Annotated in this window: 24 protein-coding genes; 16 read left to right on the top strand and 8 right to left on the bottom strand. The window is 69.5% G+C overall.

Going from position 1 to position 22,203, the window contains the following annotated elements; all coding sequences use genetic code 11:
• Positions 1-820 precede the first annotated feature (820 nt).
• The gene (locus ACFYXH_RS36300; RefSeq protein WP_389572340.1) at positions 821-1,006 is read right to left on the bottom strand and encodes a hypothetical protein; all 186 of its coding nucleotides are present in this window, start codon (positions 1,004-1,006) and stop codon (positions 821-823) included.
• Positions 1,003-2,136: a hypothetical protein gene (locus ACFYXH_RS36305; RefSeq protein ID WP_389572343.1), complete on the bottom strand. Its 1,134-nt coding sequence runs from the start codon at positions 2,134-2,136 to the stop codon at positions 1,003-1,005. The genes ACFYXH_RS36300 and ACFYXH_RS36305 overlap by 4 nt, the downstream gene beginning before the upstream one ends.
• A gap of 182 nt (positions 2,137-2,318) precedes the next feature.
• Between ACFYXH_RS36305 and ACFYXH_RS36310 the strand changes: the two genes are divergently transcribed.
• The 4 genes from ACFYXH_RS36310 (at position 2,319) to ACFYXH_RS36325 (ending at position 5,668) form a co-directional block, all read left to right on the top strand.
• On the top strand, positions 2,319-2,582 hold the full coding sequence (locus ACFYXH_RS36310; RefSeq protein ID WP_389572346.1) for a helix-turn-helix transcriptional regulator: 264 nt from the start codon (positions 2,319-2,321) through the stop codon (positions 2,580-2,582).
• Between the two features lie 158 nt (positions 2,583-2,740).
• Complete coding sequence (locus ACFYXH_RS36315) at positions 2,741-3,748, top strand: DUF6083 domain-containing protein (RefSeq protein ID WP_389572349.1); 1,008 nt, start codon at positions 2,741-2,743, stop codon at positions 3,746-3,748.
• Positions 3,729-4,202 carry a hypothetical protein gene (locus ACFYXH_RS36320; RefSeq protein WP_389572351.1) on the top strand — a complete coding sequence of 158 codons (474 nt, stop codon included), beginning with the start codon at positions 3,729-3,731 and terminating at the stop codon, positions 4,200-4,202. Before ACFYXH_RS36315 ends, ACFYXH_RS36320 begins: the two co-directional genes overlap by 20 nt.
• Positions 4,199-5,668, top strand: a complete 1,470-nt coding sequence (locus tag ACFYXH_RS36325) for a UvrD-helicase domain-containing protein (protein WP_389572517.1) — start codon at positions 4,199-4,201, stop codon at positions 5,666-5,668. The genes ACFYXH_RS36320 and ACFYXH_RS36325 overlap by 4 nt, the downstream gene beginning before the upstream one ends.
• Positions 5,669-5,996: 328 nt before the next feature.
• On the opposite strand, the gene ACFYXH_RS36330 is transcribed toward ACFYXH_RS36325, so the two are convergent.
• Positions 5,997-7,982, bottom strand: coding sequence for an NACHT domain-containing protein (locus tag ACFYXH_RS36330; protein WP_389572354.1), 1,986 nt, complete (start codon positions 7,980-7,982; stop codon positions 5,997-5,999).
• Positions 7,983-8,736: 754 nt separating this feature from the next.
• Here ACFYXH_RS36330 and ACFYXH_RS36335 point away from each other — a divergent pair.
• The gene (locus ACFYXH_RS36335; protein ID WP_389572357.1) at positions 8,737-8,919 is read left to right on the top strand and encodes a hypothetical protein; all 183 of its coding nucleotides are present in this window, start codon (positions 8,737-8,739) and stop codon (positions 8,917-8,919) included.
• A gap of 477 nt (positions 8,920-9,396) precedes the next feature.
• Here the strand turns inward: ACFYXH_RS36335 and ACFYXH_RS36340 are convergent, their stop codons facing one another.
• Positions 9,397-9,714, bottom strand: coding sequence for a hypothetical protein (locus ACFYXH_RS36340; RefSeq protein ID WP_389572359.1), 318 nt, complete (start codon positions 9,712-9,714; stop codon positions 9,397-9,399).
• A gap of 586 nt (positions 9,715-10,300) precedes the next feature.
• Here ACFYXH_RS36340 and ACFYXH_RS36345 point away from each other — a divergent pair.
• From ACFYXH_RS36345 to ACFYXH_RS36365, 5 genes are all read left to right on the top strand, one after another.
• Positions 10,301-10,900 (top strand): sigma-70 family RNA polymerase sigma factor, encoded by a 600-nt coding sequence (locus tag ACFYXH_RS36345; protein WP_389572360.1) that lies wholly within the window; start codon positions 10,301-10,303, stop codon positions 10,898-10,900.
• Positions 10,897-11,565, top strand: a complete 669-nt coding sequence (locus ACFYXH_RS36350) for a hypothetical protein (RefSeq protein WP_389572361.1) — start codon at positions 10,897-10,899, stop codon at positions 11,563-11,565. Before ACFYXH_RS36345 ends, ACFYXH_RS36350 begins: the two co-directional genes overlap by 4 nt.
• Positions 11,566-11,668: 103 nt before the next feature.
• Positions 11,669-11,848, top strand: a complete 180-nt coding sequence (locus ACFYXH_RS36355) for a hypothetical protein (protein WP_389572364.1) — start codon at positions 11,669-11,671, stop codon at positions 11,846-11,848.
• 307 nt (positions 11,849-12,155) lie between these two features.
• Positions 12,156-12,503, top strand: coding sequence for a PadR family transcriptional regulator (locus ACFYXH_RS36360; RefSeq protein ID WP_389572367.1), 348 nt, complete (start codon positions 12,156-12,158; stop codon positions 12,501-12,503).
• A gap of 47 nt (positions 12,504-12,550) precedes the next feature.
• A complete protein-coding gene (locus ACFYXH_RS36365; protein WP_389572369.1) occupies positions 12,551-13,336 on the top strand; it encodes an HD domain-containing protein in 786 nt (261 codons plus the stop codon).
• A gap of 580 nt (positions 13,337-13,916) precedes the next feature.
• Here ACFYXH_RS36365 and ACFYXH_RS36370 read toward each other — a convergent pair.
• Positions 13,917-15,341, bottom strand: coding sequence for a Twin-arginine translocation pathway signal (locus ACFYXH_RS36370; RefSeq protein ID WP_389572372.1), 1,425 nt, complete (start codon positions 15,339-15,341; stop codon positions 13,917-13,919).
• A 199-nt stretch (positions 15,342-15,540) separates the two neighbouring features.
• Here ACFYXH_RS36370 and ACFYXH_RS36375 point away from each other — a divergent pair, with 199 nt between their 5' ends.
• The 4 genes from ACFYXH_RS36375 to ACFYXH_RS36390 are packed head-to-tail and all read left to right on the top strand — an operon-like array spanning position 15,541 to position 18,615.
• Positions 15,541-15,684 carry a hypothetical protein gene (locus ACFYXH_RS36375; RefSeq protein WP_389572375.1) on the top strand — a complete coding sequence of 48 codons (144 nt, stop codon included), beginning with the start codon at positions 15,541-15,543 and terminating at the stop codon, positions 15,682-15,684.
• 21 nt (positions 15,685-15,705) lie between these two features.
• Positions 15,706-16,899, top strand: coding sequence for a cupin domain-containing protein (locus ACFYXH_RS36380; RefSeq protein ID WP_389572377.1), 1,194 nt, complete (start codon positions 15,706-15,708; stop codon positions 16,897-16,899).
• Positions 16,896-17,810, top strand: a complete 915-nt coding sequence (locus ACFYXH_RS36385) for an aldo/keto reductase (protein ID WP_389572379.1) — start codon at positions 16,896-16,898, stop codon at positions 17,808-17,810. The genes ACFYXH_RS36380 and ACFYXH_RS36385 overlap by 4 nt, the downstream gene beginning before the upstream one ends.
• Positions 17,788-18,615, top strand: a complete 828-nt coding sequence (locus ACFYXH_RS36390) for a hypothetical protein (RefSeq protein ID WP_389572381.1) — start codon at positions 17,788-17,790, stop codon at positions 18,613-18,615. Before ACFYXH_RS36385 ends, ACFYXH_RS36390 begins: the two co-directional genes overlap by 23 nt.
• Before the next feature lie 168 nt (positions 18,616-18,783).
• Here ACFYXH_RS36390 and ACFYXH_RS36395 read toward each other — a convergent pair whose 3' ends face one another.
• Positions 18,784-19,662 carry a hypothetical protein gene (locus ACFYXH_RS36395; protein ID WP_389572384.1) on the bottom strand — a complete coding sequence of 293 codons (879 nt, stop codon included), beginning with the start codon at positions 19,660-19,662 and terminating at the stop codon, positions 18,784-18,786.
• Positions 19,663-19,739: 77 nt separating this feature from the next.
• Here ACFYXH_RS36395 and ACFYXH_RS36400 point away from each other — a divergent pair, with 77 nt between their 5' ends.
• The gene (locus ACFYXH_RS36400) at positions 19,740-20,216 is read left to right on the top strand and encodes a hypothetical protein (protein ID WP_389572386.1); all 477 of its coding nucleotides are present in this window, start codon (positions 19,740-19,742) and stop codon (positions 20,214-20,216) included.
• A 178-nt stretch (positions 20,217-20,394) separates the two neighbouring features.
• Here the strand turns inward: ACFYXH_RS36400 and ACFYXH_RS36405 are convergent, their stop codons facing one another.
• The gene (locus ACFYXH_RS36405; RefSeq protein WP_389572388.1) at positions 20,395-21,027 is read right to left on the bottom strand and encodes a GIY-YIG nuclease family protein; all 633 of its coding nucleotides are present in this window, start codon (positions 21,025-21,027) and stop codon (positions 20,395-20,397) included.
• Between the two features lie 494 nt (positions 21,028-21,521).
• On the opposite strand from ACFYXH_RS36405, the gene ACFYXH_RS36410 reads away from it, so the two are divergent.
• Positions 21,522-21,983, top strand: coding sequence for a hypothetical protein (locus tag ACFYXH_RS36410; RefSeq protein ID WP_389572391.1), 462 nt, complete (start codon positions 21,522-21,524; stop codon positions 21,981-21,983).
• Here ACFYXH_RS36410 and ACFYXH_RS36415 read toward each other — a convergent pair.
• The gene (locus ACFYXH_RS36415; RefSeq protein ID WP_389572394.1) at positions 21,948-22,157 is read right to left on the bottom strand and encodes a hypothetical protein; all 210 of its coding nucleotides are present in this window, start codon (positions 22,155-22,157) and stop codon (positions 21,948-21,950) included. The two genes, ACFYXH_RS36410 and ACFYXH_RS36415, sit on opposite strands and share 36 nt — an antisense overlap.
• Positions 22,158-22,203: the final 46 nt, after the last annotated feature.

Consider the following 22,203-nt stretch of genomic DNA (forward strand, 5'->3'; position numbering starts at 1 on the left):
GCGGTCCCGCCCCTGCCGGCTAGGTCAGTGGCAGGGAATGGGCCAGCGGCCGATGTGCAGGACGTCTCCGATGCCGTCGGTCTCGGGTGTGACCCTGGCGAGGGCGTCTGCGACGTGGGTGAGCATGCTTGCGATGCTCGGCCATTCGGGTGTGTCTGCATGGCCGGTTCGTGTGTGGCGCACCACGCAGCCGTGCATGGCGCCTGGTCGTAGGTCTGTGAACAGGCCGCCGCCTGCGGCGTCTGTGGCGAGGGGAAGCCATTGCGGGAGCCAGACCGGTGCCGCTTCGTGGGGGTATAGGGTGCCGGCTGGATCCTTGCCGCGTCGTGCGAGCCAGGCGTCGAGTCGTCCCGCTTGCGGTGCCGACACGGTTTGTTGCGCTGCCTGCATATACGCGGCGCGGCGCTGCAGCGCGTCGGCGAGCGAGCAGGGGTCGTTATGCTCGGGCAGCAGGTGGCCCGGGAGCGGTGAGCCGGGTGGTGGCGCCGGTGCCAGGCCGTTGACCTGGCTCCACCACGTCGGGCGTCGGCGGAGAGGGCGAAGCCCAGCACCTCCTGCGCGTGCAGCAATTGCTCGCCGCTCGCGGGCGGGTTGAGCCGTGCTTGATAGCCGCGTGCGTGGCAGGACAGCCACGCGTCGATGCGGCTCCACGCCGCGCGGATCCGTGCCTCATGCATGATGGTTGTTCCCTCCGGCCGACAGGTTTCGGCCCGCCGATGCCCGCTGGCGGGGGCATCAGCGGGCCGCGCCCCCGGGTGGGCGGGGGTGCCGCTTTGCGGGGAACCGCTGACGGCGCGGCCGATCAGTCCCGGATCTGCACTCAGAACTCATCCTGGTCGTACAGGATGCGATCGCTGAAGTAGTACCAGGTCAACAGTGCTCCTGCCGCTCTGTTCTCGCTGTAGGGGACGGCGCGTACGGAGAAGGCCCAATCCCAGCTCGCCGCACCTTCCGCAGTGCCCGCCCGATGCACGGGGTAGGCGCACGGGGCCGGGTTCTTCGTCATTCGGTTCCAGGCTGGCGCGCGTCCGCGTACAGCCGGGCCTTCATGCCCGGTTGGCCAGGCACCTCGACGGTGCGGAGCTGGCGTGTCGGTGGCCGTGAGGGGGTGGTCCAGCGGAGTTCGTCGGTGACCGGATCACAGATCCACTCTGCAATCGCCCTGGCCGCCATGAGTTGATCGAGCAGTGGGGCGAGGTCGGAGGGATCGAGTCCGCATGCGCGGCGCATGAGGTCGGCGTCCATTCCGGTGCGTGCCTGGCCGGGCGAGTGGTGCGCCGTCAGTGCGAGTGCAGCCAGCCGCACGCCAGCGGGCAGGCCCCTCAGTGGTGGGCTTGAGGTGGCGCGTAGTGCCCAGTCGGCGGCCCGGAGACGGTCGGGGCGGCCGGGCGCCCGGCTCAAGGCGTCGACCAACTGGGCGGTGAGGCTTCTGTCGTGCGGGCAGGCGGTGTTCTGCTGCGGCAGAAGGTGGAGCCAGCGGTGGTGTTCCAACTCGTGCCACAGTGTGGGGTCGTGGGCCAGGCGCAAGCCGCGCAGGAGTCCGACGGGAAGCCGTACCTGCCCGTGGTTGTCGGCGCGCAGTACGCATTGGAGAGCGAGCAGCCGGGCCTCGGGGCTGGTGCCTCGGGGGAGTGCGGATGCGAGGTAACTGAGCATGTCCTGGATGCGGACCTGCTCGGACGGGCCACGTCGCCGCCTGGCGCGCTTCACACGGCCGGAGCCGGGCTTGTCACCGGACGGATGCCGCCTAGACGGGGCAGCGAGAGCGGTGTCGGGCACGACGGCCGCGTACGGGGTGGCGGCGGCGCATGCGGCGCAGGTGTCGGCCAGGCGCCAGATGCGTCCGCCGTGTTCGCGGGTGAGGACGAGCAGGATGGGGCCGGCGCAGCCGCGGTGGCGGCGGTGCCAGTGGCAGCCGCGTTCGTGGCACTGACAGGTGCGCAGATGAGCAGGGAGGGTGTCGCTGCGGGCGTGCCGGGCCAGGTGCGCCAGGGCTGCGGGCCGGGCTGAGGCTGCCTGCAGGACCTGGCCGCCGGGTGAGCAGCGGGGGCAGTGGAGCACTGGCCCGCCGCGGTAGGGGCGTAGTTCGACGGTCCAGGTGCGGGGCACCGGTGGGTGCGTGGTGCACAGCCTCATGGGGCGCGCGTTCCTCCTGCTGTGGGCGCGGGGCCGGTCCGCTTCCTGCTCGCCTCGGTGGGGGGCGGGGTGTTGGCCGCACCGTAGTGCAGACCTCTGCCCTGTCGTTGGGGCGGCCACCTGCGAAAATAGGGCAGAGGTCTGCACTGACAGGGCAGGTGTCTGCACCGTCGGATGGTGGGGTGACGATCTTCCCGCCCGACCCGAACCTCACCGCCCTCCGTTTGGAGCTGGCGCGGCTGAGGAGCGAGCGCGGCTGGACCTACGACGAACTGGCCCGCCGTAGCGGCCTGGCCAGGCGCACCCTCATCGAAATCGAGCAGGGCCGCACGATTGGATCCCTCAAGACCTGGCACGCCCTCGCCCACGCTCTGAACGTGCCCGTCGACCACCTCTTCGCCACCCTCTGCGACGGTCACGCGCCGCCCGCAGAAGCTGCGAAATAGCCCGGCTGCACCGCTGTCGACAGATCACCCGATCCGGTAACCGACCTCGCGCACACGTGCGATGGATCGCGCATCGGTTCCCAGCATTTGGGCCGTTGGCGGGACATAGGCGGCCCGGACGCCGTGCCTGCGGCGCGGCGCCTGTCACCTTCGCGGCCATGTGCTCCCTCACCACCCCGTCTGGCCGACGCTGGGACGGCAGTCCCGCCGCCCCTCGACACCTGCGGGCGCTGCGCGTTGACGCGGACAGCCCCAGCTGGCTCCTGCGCACCGCTCAGCCCAGCCGGTGCCGGGACTGCGGTAACCGCCTCGACTGGTACACCCGCACCCACGGGCGACCCATCGGCCTTCACCCCCGCGAGCTCGCCGCAGCCGCCGTCCCCGCCTCCTGCCGCTGGCTCGTCGACTCCGGCATCGCGCACGCCGCGGGCGACGGCACCCGGTGGTCCCGCATCCCGCACCCCGTCCTGTGCCCCGCACACGAAACAGCCGAGCCGCTGACGCTGCAACTGGCCGAACTGCGCCGCCGCCTCGCGATGCGCACCCGGCGCCTGCTCGATACCGGCGCCTTCGCACCGCCTCCGGACGGCGAACCGACTCCTGCGGCGGAGCCGGTCTGTCGGCTGGCCCGGCCCGTCGTGCAGATTCTGTACGGCCGCTACCTTGCTGCCCGCCCGGTCGATGACATCCAGTGCGTCGCCCAGACCCGCCGGCGTCACCGCTGCCCCCGCCACGTCCTCGCCCCTGACACGCCAGCGGGGATCTGGACGCTCATGCCCGCCACCGCCACCCGCGGACAACTGGCCCTGTCCGCCGCCGATATGGCCGTCTATGACCTCACCCACGTGCCCTATACGGAGCAGCTGCGCTGGCGCACCCAGCGCTGCCCCGCCACGCTGCCACCCCTGCCGCACCCGACCTCGCGCTCGCAGACTGGGAGACCTTCGACCCGCTGCTCCACCACCAGCACATCCACACCCGCCTCCCCGCCACCGCCCCACGCCGCCAGGAACGGCCCTGAACGCGGCCCCCAGTCAGGGGCACCTGGCCGGGTGAGACGTTCTCCACCGGCCGGATCGTCCTGCCCCCAACCGCCCCGCTTCCGGCAGACGGAGCGGCCCTCCCATACGCCACGGAGGAACGACCATGCCGCACCACGCCCTTGAGATCACCTTGACCCGGCCCGCCACCCAAGCTGAACTCGCCCGTGCCGTCCGCGTCATGCCGCTCGCCGCCAACCACGACGCCACCCGCCTGATGACCGTGGCGAAGGCGAAGAATCCCGACCGGGCCCTCAGCCGCGCCCACCACCGCCTCAAAGAGCTGCTGCCCCTCGACGCCCTCACCACCCACTACCCGGCACCCGACGGACACGTCCTTCTCACCCCCGCCTTCAGCCCCACCGCAGACGCCTTCATCCGCCACGCCGCCGAACAGATGGGCCAAACACCCCGCGCCTTCCTCCAACGGACCATCCACCGTGCCCTGGCCCGCCACGCCCGTCAGGAAGCAGAACGCCTCGACCACGCCCTGCATGCCCTGCTTGCCCACACCACCCCAGACCAGCTCCTGGCAGCCGTCGGCCGCACCCTCACCCTCTCTGGAACGCGACAGTGCTGAATCCGACTGACGAACAGGCCGCGGCCGCCGACGTGTTCCGCGCCGGCCACCACCTTGCCCTGCAGGCAGGCGCGGGAACCGGCAAGACCAGCACGCTGATCCTGCTGGCCTCCTCCACCCGGCGCCGGGGCCGCTACATCGCCTTCAACAAGGCCATCGCCCACGATGCCGCCGCCCGCTTCCCGGCCACGGTGACCTGCAAGACCGCTCACTCCCTGGCCTTCGCGGCGATCGGCCACAGCTATGCCCGCCGTCTGAACGGGCCACGCCAGGCTGGCTGGAGGACCGGCATGGCCCTTGGCATCACCAAACCTGTCCGCATCGGCGAACGCGACGTGACGCACAAGGCCCTGTCCCACGCTGTGCTGAACACGGTGACCCGCTACTGCCACTCCGCCGACCGCACCCTCACCCGCCACCACGTCCCGCCCCTGCGCGGCCTCGAGGACAAGGATCTGCACGCCCAACTAGCCCAGGTCGTCCTGCCGTTCGCCCGTAAAGCCTGGGCCGATCTCCAACATCCCGACGACGGCGTGGTCCGCTTCGACCACGACCACTACCTGAAGATCTGGGCCCTGTCGGATCCGAAGATTGACGCCGACTTTCTCCTCCTCGACGAGGCGCAGGACACCAACCCCGTCCTCGAACAGGTCTTCATCGCCCAACGCGCCCACGCCCAGCTGGTGATGGTTGGCGACTCTGCCCAGGCCATTTACGGCTGGCGCGGTGCCCGGGACGTCATGACCGGCTTCGACGGACAGGCCTTGTCCCTGTCGCAGTCCTTCCGCTTCGGCCCCCGCCTCGCGACCGAGGCCAACCGGTGGCTCGCGATCGCCGACGCCCCGATCCGCCTGACCGGTTCCACCGCCATCCCCACCGAACTCGCCCCCGTCGAGGATCCCGACGCGGTGCTGTGCCGCACCAACATTGGGGCCATGACCGAGGTCATGACCCATCTCGCAGCAGGCCGGCGGGTGGCGCTGGCTGGGGGAGGGGAGAGCTTGCGCGCCCTGGCCACCGCTGCCCGCGACCTCAAGGAAGGGCGCCGCACCTGGCACCCGGAACTCCTTCTCTTCCCCTCCTGGGGTGAACTGCAGGACTACGCCGAGCACGACCCCGCCGGCGGGGACCTGAAGCCGTTCGTCGACCTCATCGACCAGCACGGCCCCGAGGCCATCCTCGCAGCGGTCGACCAGCTCGCTCCGGAAGCGCACGCCGACGTCACCATCTCCACCGCCCACCGGGCCAAGGGGCGTGAATGGGCGAACGTGAGGATCGCAACCGACTTCACCCCGCCCAAGGACACCGACCAACGGGACGAGAACGGCCGCCCCCTGCCGGGTCCGATTGACGACGGCGAAGCCCGCCTCGCGTATGTCGCCGTCACCCGGACCCGCAGCCGCCTCGACCTCGGCGGCCTGTCCTGGATCCACGACCACCCCGAGGGGAACCCGCTACTGGGCTGACTACCGAACGCGGTTGGGTGCGGATCCTTTCGAGGGGTGGTTAAGCTGGGAAGACGCTGATTGGCGTGTGGGCGGTGCCGTCGTACTCCTGCCGTGACGGGGTGGAGGTGGGGCGCCGTGGTGTCTTTGCCAGAAGAGCTTCAGGCCCGGGAGGCCGCGGCTCGGCAGCGAGTCGAGGAACTTGAGGCCGAGGCCGTGGAGTTGGCCAGCGCCTCTACCTCAGCCCTGACCAGCGGATACAGCCTCACCGCTTGATCCCGGCCGTCACTTCAAAGGATCCGCACCATTCCTGAATGGGGTCCAGTGCCTTATTGAGCAGCAGCGGGTGCTATGGGTGGGGGTGGGTGGCGAGCCAGTCCTGGAGTTCTCGGTGGCGGAACTGGTACGCCATGCCGGAGATCCGCAGCAGGCCCGCCCCGTAGGCCCAGTGCAGGAAGCCGCCAAGCCTCCAGGGCAGTCGGCCGCGGGAGCAACAGAGGAAGACCACGTAGCGGCGGCCGGAGCCGGTAAGGAGGTACAGCCCGATCGCGGGCCCGGCCCCGGTCGCGAGCGCGGTCGCGAGCGCGGTCGCGAGCCCGAGCGCGAGATCGTCCCGTACCGGATAGCGAGGGTCTGTGGATGCAACATCGCTGGTCAGTGGCTCCGTAAGCCCGACCGCGAGCGCGGTCGCGAGCCCGATCACGAGCCCGACCGCGAGCCCGACCGCGAGCCCGACCGCGAGCCCTTCCGTGAGCGCGGTCGTGAGCCCGGATGTGAACCCGACCGTGAACCCGGCCGTGAACCCGGCCGTGAGATTTCCGGCTAGCTGGCGGAGGTGAGCAGGGCTGCGTAGCCGGTGAAGCTGAGCTATTCGCGGGATGGGGACGGTGGCGCGGCTGGCCACCCAGACGGCCGCAAGCCAGAGCAGCGCCGTAAATGTGGCGCCTATCGGATCGCCGCGTGAGGAGCCGCTGGGGACCTGGGCCAGCCGGGCGGTGAAGGCGAGGGTGGTGAAGGCGAGGGCGAGGAGGGTGTCGGTGGTGCGGACGCGGCGGGGGCCAGCCATCGGCCACAGCTGGTGGAGCACGATGTCGGTGCCGCTTCCGTCGGAGGCGGAGGTGGTGTTGGCGAGGTGGGTGGCGAGGGCGGCGAGCCAACGGTGGGTCTGGTCAGGGTGGTAGCGGCCGGGGCGGGTGGGGTGTTGGCGGGCGGCGGCGGGCAGGTAGCGGGCGAGGAGGTGGTCGCGGACCGCGTCGGGGGAGGTCAGGGTGAGCAGGTCGGCGGGGTGGCGGAGGTAGGCGAGGGTGTCGGGGTGGCGCTCTTCGTAGGCGGTGGCGGCCAGGTTGAGCCGCCAGGGGGTACTCAGGGCGCGGGCCAGCACGCCGCTGGGGGCGGTGGTCAGGGCGTCCAGGACGGTGGTCCAGCGGGTCGGGTTGGTGGTGCGGGCGGTGAGGTAGGCGGTGACCTGGGTGGGGGTGACGGGGGTGATCTCGATGCGGGCGGCCTCGCGCATCCGCATATCGAGGGTGGCCAGTTGCTCGTGCTGGGCGGTGCGGCAGGTGAGGATGACCGGGGCGTTGCCGGTGGGGTCCTGGTAGGCGTTGAGCTGCTGCAGGGCGCGCACGGCGCGGCGACGGCCGGGCGGGGTGGTGTCGGCGTCCATCTCGTCCAGGCCGTCCAGGACCGGCAGGATGCGGTGCTGGTCGACCAGGACCGCCGCGTCGGCGGCGGTCAGGCCGCGGTCGCGGAACTGCTCGTGGACCTGGTCGGCGAGCCATTCGGGCAGGGGCCGGTGGGTGTCCCAGCCAGACAGGGAGAGGCGGACCGGAACGGGGTCGGCCTGGTTGCGGCCGGGGCGGGTGAGCAGGCCGAGGATGAGCTCGAGGGCGAGCAGGGTCTTGCCGGCCCCGGGTTCGCCGGTGATGACCAGGCGGGCCGGGTGCAGGCTTTGGTAATAGGCGACGATGTCGGTGAGGCGGCCCTGCGGGTCGGGCCCGGTGGCGTTGTTGGCGGGCTCGGTGCGGTGGGTGAAGGCCAGGTCGATGCGGTGGGCGCCGGGGCCGATCAGCTGGGCCCGCTGCCGGGTCTCGGCGGCGGTCACGGCGGCGGCCAGCGTCTTGGCCTTGGCGTCGATGTCGGCCGCAGCCTCGCGGCGGTCGTCGCGGTAGGCGGCCCAGGCCAGGTAGGCGACCGGCACGGTGGGCGCCAGGGTGATGGCGGTGGCGGCCAGGCGGGCCACCTGGAAGTGTTTGGACAGCCACAGCGCCAGCGCGACGGCAGCGACCTGCAGGACGAGATAGACAACAGTGACCCGGCGTGTGCGTGATGCCCCCATGCGGGGCATCTTCCCGGTTCGGCCCCAGGCCGGGGGCACGATCACCGCAGTTGGTACCGGGCCGTGCCCAGCAACGCCATAGGGGTAGGTGCGGATCCTTTGAAGTGGCGGCCGGGATCAAGCGGTGAGGCTGTATCCGCTGGTCAGGGCTGGGGTAGAGGCGCTGGCCAACTCCACGGCCTCGGCCTCAAGTTCCTCGACTCGCTGCCGAGCCGCGGCCTCCCGGGCCTGAAGCTCTTCTGGCAAAGACACCACGGCGCCCCACCTCCACCCCGTCACGGCAGGAGTACGACGGCACCGCCCACACGCCAATCAGCGTCTTCCCAGCTTAACCACCCCTCGAAAGGATCCGCACCCAACTCGAATGGGCGTTGTCGGAGTCATGAGGTCGGACGGTCATGCTTGGCGGCGCTTCGAGTAGATCCAGGTGCCACTCTCGCAGCAAGATGAGCGAGTGATGGGAAGCGAAGCGGATCTGCGCCCTTCTGCGGGTGCGCATGGACGTTATCTCGAGGGCGATGGCCCGTCAGCCGCCCGCCCCCTGCGGGTAGTTCTGCGCGATATAGACCCAGCGCGCGGTCCCCAGCGCCGGCTGGCGGCTCTGGAACCGTCAGGGGACTCCCCACCACGCGAAGAGCAGCATTGACATCTCCGTCTGGGGTGGGCCGGCCGGCGGCGGCGCGAGTCGTGTGAGGCCCTCGATGCTGGTCACAGAAGTCCTTGGCTGCGTCGCCGTTGCTGATCGTGTGCAGGGTTGTCCAAGATGTCAGCCCTGGAGACGTCGCTAGAGGAGTGGGGGAAGGGCGAGGCCGACCCCTACCAGGACAGCTTCGGCTACGACTGGCCAGCCCTGCCTGAGCTGTTCACCGCCGAGGAACTGCGGGCAACGCCGACTCGACGCCGCAGCTGCCAGACCTGCAAGCCCAACCCGGTCTGAGCCGTGGCCTGACGGGCTGATTCAACAGGCACACGCCCTATCCGAGGAAGTGAGCCCTGGCACCTACCGCGTACGTGGAGAGACGGCGGCGGACCGCTCCCGTACGTTGACCTGAACCCTGTCCCAGCGCATCACCCGTCCCAGCCCCACCGTTTCCGGGACGGGTTGCTTGGTCACGTAGCCAGGCCATCGATCAACTGCCCGAGGCGCTCTAGCCCGTCAGGGGAGACGACATTGGTGGCGGCTACGGCCCCAATCACAAGATCCTTGTCAAGGAGCCCGTCCCTGCTCAGATCGGGGAGGATTCGACGGGCGTTAGTTTGGGCTCATTCATTGGTGTAGCCGTTGTTCCCGTACTGCTTCAGGTTCTTCACCGCTGCCGCGACGCTCCCGGCGAGCGGCTCCGGAGATGCACAGGGCGCGACAGACCGCGCCGATTCCGGCTGCCCAGCCGTGCAGCGGGAAGTTCGAGACGTCCTAAACCACGGCCAGCGATGACCGCCGGGCCAAGGATGTCGCGTACCGCAACGACTTTGCATCAGGCAGGAAGGCAAGAACAGGACCATCGCCCTCGCGGACTTGGGTGTGGGCTTTGGGGGTTGTCACTCTGCTGGCGAAGTACGCCAGAGCGGGCACTTCCTTCTCGGCGCCCCTCCGGTCCAGGACCAGGAGGGCCTGGGCGCCCTCCACGACGCAACCTTCCTCGATCCACTGCACCGCGAGCGCTGCGCTGATGTCCCATCGTCGATTCGGATCATCGTCAGGAACCCAGGCCACTTGCTCCAGAGCGCTCATGCTCGAACCTCCCAATGACCCGCCAATCGGGTCGAAGAGGAAACGGTAGCGCTCCGCTCGGACAGCTAGGCGACCGTTTCCCGGGACGGAGCTGCAAGGCACTGCCGCCTGCCACAGCCAGGCGCAGTGAGTTGCCGCCGAGGAGGCGGGCCATGCTCAGGGCCTGAGCTGAGGGCGCCGATTGGGCTGCGAGGGGGGCACAGGGGGAGTCGAGGAGGCTCACTCGTTTGTGTGACGGGGGCGGTGGATGTGAGCGGGAGGCGATCAGGGGAGGGTCGGGGGCGCTCGATTTCGCCCAACTCTGTTGTGACATGTGTCACTTCAGATGCCAGGCTTGGTGGGTGGCCAGTGCGCGGGTGCTCGTTGGTCCTGTTCAGAGGGACTTTATGGACGGGAGTGCGACTGTCGAAATTACGCAGCGTTCCTGTTTGTGATCATCGGGTGACTTTTTCTTCGTCGTGATGAGTGATCGGGCGCCGTTCTCGACATCGTGGTGTCAGGGCCAACTGGCCCCCGGCGCGGGCTCGTTGCCGTGCTGCTCTCAACGAAGAGGAACTGCGATGACTACTGGACGCAGGAGGCCCGAGTGAGCGACGACGACGTCGTGGGGGACGTCGCGCCCCAGGGCGGCTACGGCCAGCCGGTGCGTGCCCCGCTGTCCCTGCCCTTGGACTACGAGGGCTTCTACCTCGGCCACCAGGAGTTCTTCCACGCCTTCGCCGAGATCCATCTCGGCAGCCGCCGCGCGGCCGAGGAGGTGGTCCACCAGGTGTTCCTGGAGATCCTGGCGGGCTGGGAGCAGCTGCTGCAGGAGGACGATCTGGAGCAGCAGACCCTCACGGTCCTGCACCGCCATGTAACCCGCCGTCTCGAGCGCGAGGGCCGCACACCGGCATTCGTCATCAACGGGCCGATAGCCCAGAACCTGCGCGCGGTCCGCAACGAGCTGGAGCTCAGGGACGGCACCAGCGGGCTGTACGAGGCCATCGCGGAGCTGCCGCCCCGGCAGTTCAACGTCATCGTGCTTCGCCACCTCCTGGGCTACAAGACCGCCCGGATCGCACGGTTCATGGGCCTGGACGTACGCACCGTCGATTACCACGGCCGCAAGGGCAAGGAACGGCTGCGCGTCCTGCTGAAGCTGCCCGCTGCGCCGGGCAAGAACAAGAAAGGGGGAGGGAAGTGACCCCCACGATCGATGAACTGCTCGCTGACGCCGTCATCCCGACCTCATCCCCGGCCGCCTTCGACGTCGGAGCCGCGCTGCGCCGACTGGCCGCTGACGCGGCACAGGCCGCGCCGCCACCGGACATGGCCCGGGCCGCTCAGGCCGGCCAGCGCCTGGCCGTCGTCTCCCGCTGGATCCTCAACGGGCCCGGCGCCGCCGCCCATGTGGACCGGCTGGCCGACGGCCCACAGGCCACCGCCGTCGAGGAGGTCCAGCTGGACGAAGAAGGCGCCGCCGTCTTCGCCTGCCTGCTCTATCTGACCGGGCACCCGGAGAGCGCCCAGTTCTGGTGGCAGCTCGCCGCCGGAGCCGGTCACCGGGCAGCGGCGTACTGCCTGCACCTGCACCACCTCGCGCTGGGAGAGACGCGGGAGGCCAAACACTGGCGGCACCAGGTCACGAACTCCGTGATCGACGCCGACGCGCTGGACGAGAACTTCCTCACCATGCTGGAGGTGGTCGCGCGCTACGTCCGCCAGAACGGCTCCACGGCAAGTCCTCCCACCGGAGGCCTCGAGATGGAAGTCGACCGGCTGGCGGAGGACGGCAAGAACTCCTGCATCATCGTCCGCCGGCCCGACCGGCGCCTGGCCGACCGCCTCCACGACTTCACCCGCCGCTGACCATCCGTCACAAAGCAAAGGAGCCCCAGCTCCGACCCCGGTTCCTAGGCCTCCGGTCGGAAGGGCTCCCCGCGCGACGCCCCTGAAGACAAGGACATCTGACATGCACAATAGACCAGCCCGCCCACGCTGGAGCAAGACCACCGAAACCGTACGCCAACTGGTCCGCTGGGCCGCCCGGCGCCGCCGTACCGCCACCGGACTCCTGCTGCGCGGCGCCTGCTACGGGGCGGGCACGGGAGCCGTGAGCATCCTCGCCGTCTGGGTGGAGCGACACCTCTGACCCTTACTGCCCGTCCAGCCCCGCCGCGCTCACGGCGGGGCCGCCGGACGCTCCTCCGACGCCGAAGAACCAAACAGCGAGTGGTCTCACCGTGGCCGTTGGCTGGCCTCCGACGCTTCCTCGCCCGCACAGGCAACGTCTCGTATGAGGAAGCTCGCCGTTTCGTGGTGGCGCTCTCACCCGGATCAAGGTCTTGTCTGTGGCTGCTCCCGGCGCTGGGGCGCGGGTGGTTGAGCGCAGTGGGTGCGCCTGGAGGCTCCGTTGCTATCGCTAGACAGCTTGTATATAGGCTATGTAGAGTACGAGTATGGGTATGCCGCGTATGACTCTGCAGACTCAACTGGTGCTGCGGGCTTTGCTGGAGGACCCCGCCAGGCAGCGGTACGGCCTAGAGCTGTGCGAGCTGGCGGGATTGCCGTCGGGGACGATCTATCCGATCCTCGCCCGTCTGGAGCAGGTGGGCTGGGTGGACAGCAGCTGGGAGGATCCGGTGGTGCATGAGGAGGCCGGGCGGCCGCGCCGCCGCTTCTACCGGATCACACAGGATGGTGCCGTGCAGGCCCGCGATGCTCTGGCGCGTGCCTACAGGTCCAGGAGACAGCCCCTTCCCGGATGGGTTGCCGCCCGCCCGGCCGTCGACGGAGGGACGTCATGAAGGCCCGGCGGCGGTTAGCTGCACCGCCCAGCGCACACAGGGGAACAGTGCCGTCCCTTGACAGTATTCTCGTCGCAGTCCGCTTGCACCATCCCGACGCTGACGCCGGACTGCTCAAACGCGCCTATACGGAGGCCGCGTTCTGGCATGAAGGGCACACGCGTCGCAACGGAGATCCTGTCCTCACACACTGTCTCACCGTCGCTGCCATCGTCGCCGATCTTCGTATGCCTCCCCCTGCGGTGTGCGCGGCCCTGCTGCACGAACTTGAGGAAACGGACTGCCCACCATCTCGGCTCCCTGACCAATTCGGCGACGAAATCGCTGACTTGGTGGCAGCGGTGCCCTCGGCGGTATCCCGTCCGTTCCCGCCTGCTGCTACCGCTGCGAAGACGGCCGCCATGGCCGCCGACCCGACCCGGGCGGCGGCCGCGCAGGCCATCCGGCTCGCCGACCGCCTGCACAACATGCGCACCATCGCGTTCGTGCCTCAGGACAGGCAACACCGCAATGCCCGCGAAACCCTCGACGTATTCGCGCCATTGGCTCACGCGACAGGAATGGAGAGCGTTGGTCGTGAACTGCAGGACCTGGCATCAGCTGTCCTGCGATCCGCGCCGTCGTCAGGCGCACTCGCACATCGGCTTCTGACCACCCTTACGCACCTGCTGCCCGTGCAGGACCGGGCACGCTGGCAAGAGGAATGGAGTGCAGAACTGGCCGCCCATGCCACCCGCGGCGCTCGCACTCGCTTCACGCTCCGTGTCCTGCTGGCAGGGCCCCGACTCTCAATGACGCTGCGCCGCCCGCCCTCTGTGGAGCGGCACCGATGAGCGGGGCGGCCCGGATCGGGGGTGCGTTAGGAACGATGGCCGCGTTCGTGATGGCAGTGGCACGTGGCGGGCTGACCGCTTGGGCTGCCGAAGCACTGACCATCGGAGGCCTGGTATTGGTGGCGGCTGTTGTCTTCATCCCCAGCGAGACACCTGCCCGCCGCCTCCGTGGGCTGATCCAGGCTTGGCAAAACCCCGCTGCTGAACCCGAATCAATCCAGCGTCCGGCTCCGCCTTCCGCTAGTTGACAGACCATTCACCCGATCCACCCCAATCACTTTTACGGGACGGCGTTTCGCTGCGGCAAGCCTGACTGCGTGCGGCGCCTCTACAGGATGAGCAACGTCACCGGGGAATGGCTGCCCGGGAAGCGGTCTCCGGTAGAACGCGCGGGCGGGTCCAGCGCGATTTCGCGGAGCCGTCGCCTCAGCGGGCGCGTTGGAGAGGATTCCGGATGAGGCGGATCGCCCGGTCGACGTGCGAAGGGCTCCCGGGGCGGGCTCCGGCTTCCGCGCTGCCCTGAACCCCCCTCGCCCGCGGAGCCGACAGGCTGGCGCCTGGGCTGAACGGGGTGCCGTGGTCAGTTGCTGAGGGCTTGTCCGTGTGCGTCGATGGGTGTGGGGAGTACGCGCAGGCGTTCGTTGAGGTCTGCTACTGAGTGGATGGTCCGGTCGGGGAGAAGCTGGTCGAGGCGGGTCAGTCGCGCGCGGGTGGTGGAGCGGAGCCGTTGGGGCGGGATTCGCTCGAGGATGTCGATGGCTCGCTGTGCGGCGTCGTCGGGGCGGGTGGTGGCTTCGGCCTGGGCGAGGACGAGGGTGGCGGCGGCCCAGCCAGGTGTCCCGGCCGGGCATGCGTCGGCGGAGGCCTGGGCCCGGTGGCGGGCCTGTTCGGTGCGGCCGAGGGCGAGATGGGCTTCGGCCTGGTGGAGCGCGAGTTCGGGCTCGTCGAATCCGAACCGGCCCGGCGCTGATCCCTCCCGGTCCGATTCCAGCTCGCTGAGCGCGACGGTGAGGGCCTGGTCGGCGTCGTCGCCGCGGCCCTGCCGGGCGAGGGCGGGCAGCAGCGCCCATGCGTGGAGCTGGGCGCGCACCAGACCGGCCGGGGCGGCCGCGATCCCGCGCTCGGCGTGCGCGACTGCGGCCTCGTGACGTCCGATGGTGCGGGCGATCATGCTCTGTGCGCCCCACGCCCACGCGACCAGCCGCGGGTCGCCCACGCGTTCGCCGTAGGCGGCCGCGGCGGCGAGATGCGTGCGTGCGCCGGAGGTGTCGTCCAGGTGGAAGGCGAGGTTGCCGAGCAGTGCGGAGAGCCAGCCGACCTGACGCTGCAGTTCAGTGGCGAGCTCACTGCTGCCGTTGGTGGTCAGCGGGGCGAGCAGTTGGCGCACGTCGCGGACTTCGTTGAACAGCACCTGCGGTGGGTGCTTGGAGTAGTTCAGGGCGTAGTGCTCGACCGCGGCCTCGGCCGTCTCGGCGGCCAGCACACTTCCGTCGGGATGGGCGAGCAGGGCGAGGTGGAGGGATTCTCGGACGGCTGGGAGGCCGGCTGCTGTGGTCATCGGCTGCATCCCTTCCCGCGGGCCTGGCCCGTATGCGGCGTGCTCGGGCTGACCGTATCGGATCGTCCGGTATCCCCATGGCGGCTCCACGGCGCGGTGCAGGCCGAGTTGTTCGGGGCAGGCGGCGTAGATGCGGCAGAGCATCACCGTGTACTCCGGGCCGGGCCACTCGTCCGGATCGTGTTCCCACCGGCACAGCATCGACTCGGACAGGCCGGGCGGTAAGAGTCCGTCGGCGAGGTAGAGGCCGGCGATCTGGGCGACGGTGTCCGCTCTGGACCAGCCCAGCGCGAAGCGCCATGCCTCCAGCGCGGAGACCTCGGACAGCACGGTGCGGATGGCTGTCACGGTCTGCTCGAGGGTGTGCTGCTGGCGCTGGCAGCGCATCCGGATCTGGGCAGCTTCGCGCTGGATGGCGGCGCGGCGCGAGCGGGTGACTGTGGCCATGGGCGCACCCCCGGTGCGGACGGCGAATCAGCCTGTTCACGGTAGCCGAGCACCCCGGCCACCGGCAGGGCGCCGCGATTGCGGACGACCCGCAATGTCTGCGCCGCTGGGTGGCAATGACGGGACGTCACCTGCGCCGCGACGCTGAGCAGGCGGCCACGAATCCCCGGGGCCGCCTTACTTACCGAGGAGGCACCTGATGCCGACGACCACCTCCAGCAGCACCCCCGGCACTGACGGCGGCGGCCTGGTCCGCGCCCGCCGGGCCATCGCCGCAGCCCGTACCCGCGGCGCCACCCCGTCCGACGGCGGCGGGACCGGCCGCTCGGACGGCAACGACTAGCACGGGACCGGTGAACCTGCGATGACCAGCCTGCTCATCGCGGAGCGTCTGGGCCAGGAGACCTTCCTGGCCCAGACGTACGGCCGCGACTTCCTCCACGTGCCCGGCGCGCTCGACAACCCGGGCGCCCTCGTCTGCTTCGACACCCTCAACCATCTGCTGGCCACCCACCGCCTCGAGCCCCCTCGGCTGCGCCTGTCCGCCGCCGGCGAGGCCCTGCCCCAGCACCGCTATGCCGTCCCCGTCACCACCCGGCGCGCGACCGTCTGGCACCGCATCCACCCCGCCGAGCTTCACGAGCGCCTGGCCGAAGGCGCCTCCCTCGTCATCGATGCGATCGATGAACTCCACGAGCCGATCGGTGACTTGGCCGCCGGTATCGAGGGCTGGCTGCGCTCACGCGTCCAGGTCAACGCGTACGCCTCCTGGACCCAGGTGGAGGGCTTCGGAACCCACTGGGACGACCACGACGTCATCGTGGTCCAGATCGAAGGCTCCAAGCGCTGGCAGCTCTTCGGCCCCACCCGGCGCCTGCCGATGTACCGCGACGTCGCCGCCCCGCAACCGCCCCCGGACCAGCTGGTCGCCGAACTCGTCCTGCAGCCCGGTGACGTGCTCTACCTGCCGCGCGGCTGGTGGCATGCCGTCACCGCCGACCAGGGCACCCACTCCCTACACCTCACCTGCGGGATCACCCCGCACACCGGCGCCGACCTGATCGGCTGGCTGTCGCAGACGCTGCGCTCCAGCGAACTGGTCCGCGCCGACCTGCCCTTGCACGACGGCCTTGAGCAGCAGGCAGAGTTCCTGGCCGACCTGGGCAAGGAACTCCTCGCCGCCCTCGACGAACCGGCCCTGCTGCAGCGGTACGCCACGGCCCGTGACGCCGAGGACGTCGGCCGGATGCGCCCCTCGCTGCCGTTCCTGCATCAGCTCCCCGCCGACCCGCACCTGATGGTGCGGCTCACCACCGGCCGCGTCCGCCTGACCGACGTCAGCGTGGACGGTGAGAATCTGGTCCGCTTCGCGGCAGCCGGGATCGAGCTGGACCTCGCCCCAGTGACTGGCCCGCTGCTGTGCCGCCTCATGACCGGCGGGTGGCTTCCGCTCGGCGAGCTCGCCGACGCCGCCGGCCTGACCGTGCCGGATGCTGCCACTGTGGTCGGCGAACTCGTCGCCGCCCAAGCCGCAGCCGTACGAACAGGCGCCCGGTGAACGCCACCTTGGGGCTGGGCACGTACCGGATCGCGGGGGAGGAGCTCGCAGATGCCGCCCGGCGCGCAGCATCCTCCCCGGCGGCCTGGATCGATACTGCCCCCAACTACACCGGCGGCTGCGCCCACCGCCTCCTCGCCCCCGTCCTCGCCAACCACCCCGGCCTGCGGGTGGCGACGAAGACCGGATTCCTCACCCCGGGGACCGCCCGGGCCGCGCTCGCGGCCGGCGTGCTCGACCAGGAGGACGCCGCAGCGGGGCACAGCCTCCACGCGCCGTATGTGCGATGGCGGCTCGAACGCAACCGGGCCGAACTCGGCCGACACCGGCTCGACACCCTCTTCCTCCACAACCCCGAACGCACCACCCGGCCCGACCAGCTCCACGACCAGCTGCGCGCCGCGTTCGCAGTCCTCGAAGAAGCGGCCGCCGCCGGCCACCTCACCACGTATGGCATCGCGACCTGGTCCGGCTTCACCGAGCACCGCATCACGGTGCCCGACCTGGACCGGCTGGCCGCCGAGGCGGCCGGCGCCCGGGAGCACCACCTGCGCGCGCTCCAGCTGCCCGTCAGCCTCGTCATGGCCGACGCTTTCGACCAGGCCTTGGTCGGCCGCGGCCCGATCGCCGACGCGGCCGCCCTCGGCTGGCAGGTCCACGCCTCCGCCCCCCTGCACGGCGGTGAACTCCCTACCCTGGCCACCCGCGAGCTCGCAGGCCTGCTACGCCCCGGCGCGAGCATCCCGGCCGTCTGCCTGGCCGCATCCGCCTCCTGCCCAGGTGTCTCGATGCTGATGCTGTCCACCGGGAATCCGGGACACTGGGACGAGGCCCTCGCCGCGCTCGACGAAGGCCCCATTCCCGCCGAGAGCATGCGGAAGGTGCTCGATGTACTCGCCGCCCCCCAATGACGTCGATGCCCAGCGCATGACGGCCGCGCACGCCGCGGCCGCCGCCGCACTGGACGCCACCGCCACGTGCGATCCGGTGTGGGGCTGGCACGGGCGCACCCTCGGCCTGCGCGCAGACCACCCAGTCCACGGCGCGTGCTGGCTGCGCCTTCTCTCCGCCCCAGCAGCGAAGGCAGGCGGCAAGTTATGGGACGGCACGGAACTTGCTGGCCGCCTCTTCACCGGTGTCCACAAGCCCTCCCTGCATGCCCTGCACGACGCCACCGCCGACGGACACGCCTATCGGGCCGAGCTCACCGAGTTCATCGAGAGCCCGGTGCTGTCCCCGGAACCGGTCCTGCGCGGCGAACTCGAGCTGACCGACACCTGGTTCAAGTCCATCCGCACCGACCTGGACACCATCGCTACCGTCGCCACCGACCGAATCGGCGTCCGTCAGCAGTGGATCGACCGCGCCGTACCGACGTACGCGGGAGTACCCGCACCTCAGACCACCGAATGGACCTGCTCACACGGCGACTTCCACACCAGCAACCTCACCACCACCGGCGTCATCCTCGACTGGGAAGGCTTCGGCCTGGCCCCCCGCGGCTGGGATCAAGCGTTGCTATACACCTACTCACTGCTCGCGCCTGCCACCGCCGCCCGGATCCGCGCCGAATTCGCGTATGTCCTGGACACCGAGGCCGGGCGCACGGCGCAGCTGGTCGTTGCTGCCGATCTGCTGCAGTCTGCCTCCCGCGGTGACCACCCCGAACTCGTCGCACCCTTGCGCGCCCTCGTCGCCTCGCTGACCGAGCAGTAGCTGCTGCCGACGCGTTTCACGCTTCTACCTCGTGCCGCCACGCGCGGTGGGAGTGCAGTCACGGGGCGGCCCTGACGGCTTGTTTTGGCTCAGCGGCGCTGCGCCGTCGGTCAGCAGATTCTGCGCCGTGGCCCGGGGCGGGGCAGAGGTGGTGCAGGTCCGGTGTCTCTACGAAGGGGAGTTGGCGCTTTTGCGTCGGCGGCGGAGGGCGCGTTGGGCTTGGGCGCGGGCGCATTCACGGGAGCAGTATTTGACGCCGGTGGTGCGGTGTTGGCCGTATTCGGCGCGTCCGCGTTGGCGTACGAAGTTCTGCCGACAGGTTTCGTTGGCGCACCGGCGGACGACTGCGCCCTCGACGAGGTGGTTGTACAGCTGGAGGAAAGCAACGGAGTAGAGGGTGGGAGAGCGGTCCGCAAGGTCGCCGATGCCGATGCTGAAGGGGCTCAGGGCATCGTTCAACACGTACTTCAGCGTGCTGATGCGGCTGTCGATGAGCAGGGCCTCCAGGTACTCGAGGGAGGGTGGCCAGGGCGGCTCATGGCCCTCGTTCTGCGCCTGGATGCCGGCCAGGTTCTCCTCGGTGATCTCCGGCTTGACGAGCTTCTCGAGTCCGCCTTCCTTCTGGCAGGCGAGCCATGTGGTGATCGCTTCCTGGGCGGTCTGCAGGTAGATCCTGACCAAGTCGCGGTGCATGCCGAACGGGTAGGGCTGTTCGTCACCTCCGGCTTCGGGGATCGACTGGAGTTCCTCGTACACATTTTCCGAGTCCACGTGGAGATCGTTTCGTTCTGCGCCGAACGGGTGTCCGTAGGTGCGGAACAGCTCGGCCGCTCCTTCGAGGTCGTGCGGGGGCAGCTCCATGAGTTCGCGCAGGTAGAAGTCCTCCGGCAAGTGCACGAGGGGGCGTTCGTCGAGGTGGGCCGGCGTCCACAGAATCCAGTCGCCCTTGATCCTGACGTCCCTGATGCGCCGTGTGAGGGGAGGGGCTGGGATCGCTGTCCCGGGCCAGAGCGTGGGACGAAAACGTGGGTCAACGTATGCCGTCATGAGGGCATGCTAGCCGCTAAGTTGGTAATACAAAATAGCGAGACTTAGTACCACGCCCAGATTAAGGGGAGGGGCACGTGGCCAACTGGCCTTTACGCAAGGAGATCGGCGACCAGCACGAGCAGCGCATCACCCGAGAGCTCGAACGCCGCGGATGGACCGTGCAGTTGTGCGGCCAAGGAACGTACCCCCTCGCGATCCAGGATGCGCTGAGGTGCACCGATTCCTCACTGCGCCAGTTTCCCGACCTGATCGCAGCCCGCGGCCCCGACCTCATCACCATCGACGCCAAGACCCGCATGCCCAGCACCACCACCGACCGCTACGCCATATCGCGCAAGTCCCTCCTCGCAAGCCTCCAATTCCTGGGGATGAACGCACCCGTGCCCCTGTACTACGTGTTCGGCGACCTGGCAGTCCTTACACCGCCGGAGGTCATGCACTACCCGAACGCGATCCGGCACTCCAGCGGCTCCTACTACCTGATCAGCACCCGCCAAGCCCACCGCTTCGACGATGTGTTCGGGACCATAGCCACGGCACACGCGGCGTGACGCGCCAACTCGCCCTGGCCAGGCGTCTGGTATTGCCGTCCTGGCCATCGACTCGAGCAATAGGCAGCACGTGCCGGGGCATCACGCAGGCCGAAGCGGGACTCTCGTAAGAGGCTGTGGGGGAGCGAGCGCTGCGACTCGCGGGTGACCGGGTCACACTGCTGCAACTTCAAGTGCACTATTCCTGGTCAGGGTTGAACTCGTCGAACTGTTGTAGGAATTCTTCCGCCGCTTCGGCGATCACCTGTACGGGGTCCGCGACACGGCGAAAGTCAAACCACTCGCCATTGATCCGCCGCTGGTCGAACCCGTCATGCAGGTGGCGTTCCAGAAGGAAGCCCCCATGGGCGCTCCAACGCAGGACAAGGGGAGATGCAGATCCCGTCTGGAGCGACTTCATTCGGCTCTCGACCTCTGTGGCCACGCCGATCTTCAGGGTCTTCGGGTTGTCCTCCGACGACACGACATACACCCAACGGCTATCCAGAGCAGGCTGCTTGGGAATGCGACGACGCAGGTTCATCACAGCCTCCATGCTCTCCATGAGGTCTTCGAGGTCCTCGTACTCGCAAGCCTTCTTCTCGATGATCTTCGTCGCTACTGTGTTGAGAACGTCACGAGCCTCCTGGGCGGTGACGGCGCCAGATGTGATCAGGTCCAAGATCTCGATGACAGCAGGGACCTCGATGTCAGGGCCGTGACTGGGCGCCTCCCGGCGTACCTCACTGCCTTGGATTAATCCCCAATTCAGCGAGACGCCTCGGATTGAGCGTCCCGCAATTTTCAGATGCACGGTGAAGGTCTGACCCACGAAGAAACTCCTGTCGTTGACGTGTACGGCCGGGGATCGCTGAAGTCTGCCAGGGACCGCTGACACACGAGGCTGCGTCGTGGGTGCGCGGCCGCGTGCTGTCGCTACGGTGGCCCGCATGGACGACGCGACACCGCTGGCAGCCTCCTGGCCTCGGCCCGGAACCTGATCTCGAGCCGGTGGACGGGGCGTTGGCCGCGTCGGCTGGAACAGGCCGGGGGCCCGGGCGCTGGGGCTGCCGCGGGATGCGTACCGGATGCTGGGGGACGAGGGCTACGAGCAGCCGGCGGAGATCGCCCGAATCATGCGTACGGGGCGCGGTGGACGTGCTGCTGAGCCTGCCCGGCTCCCAGAGCAACCGGAGCCAGCCGCCCGGCCTGCAGGGCGCGGCCCGCGCCCTGTTGAGGGCGGTGGACGCCCGCTGGCCTCCTGACGAGCAACCGGCGGCGGGGGAGGGCAGAAGGAAGCGCCCATCCCGTGACCCACAGGCGGCCTTGAGCCGCATCCGTGACACGGCAGAGGTGCTGCGCCCCGAACTCGAGCGGCCGGGCGGCTATCACCGGCGCCGGGCAATGGGGGTGGCCGAGCGGCTGACGGGCCAGCGCCTGGGCGCAGCCCAGGGGAGTGCCCTGGATGCCTGGAGCGACATCTACGGTGGCACGTCGGACGTCCTGCACGGCGGCCCCTCCAGCCAGGCCCGCGCCCGCTACCAGCAGGTCCTGCAACTGGCACGCGAGGTGTTCGTGCCGCTCCCCGGACGCGCCGCGAAGGTCCTGGGGCTGACCGGCTGCCGCATCGCCCGGCTGTCCTCCGTGCTGGCTGGCCGCGTGCCGTACGGTTTCCTGCGGCCCGCACCTGGGGACCAGTGGTCTCGCCGATGCCACGCGTGCGCGTTGAAGAACGGCAATGCATCCCTCGGTTCACAGCGCCGTGAGAGCGAAGGTCAGCAGCGCTAGGGACAGGGTGGCACTTCCCGCGAAGGCCACAGCACCGCGCAGCAGGGCTGTGGCATAGGTGGCTCCTTCGATCCGAGCGAGCAGACCGGTCGCTGCGCCTACGAAGGCGCAGAAGAGCGCGACGACTGCCAAGAGCAGGAGCAGGAGCATCAGGTGTATGGATGAGGTGTTCATGCCTTCTTCCCAGGACGATCGACGACGGTGACTCCAGCGAATTTCG

The sequence above is a fragment of the Streptomyces sp. NPDC002730 genome (assembly GCF_042888805.1).
Lineage (GTDB): Bacteria > Actinomycetota > Actinomycetes > Streptomycetales > Streptomycetaceae > Streptomyces.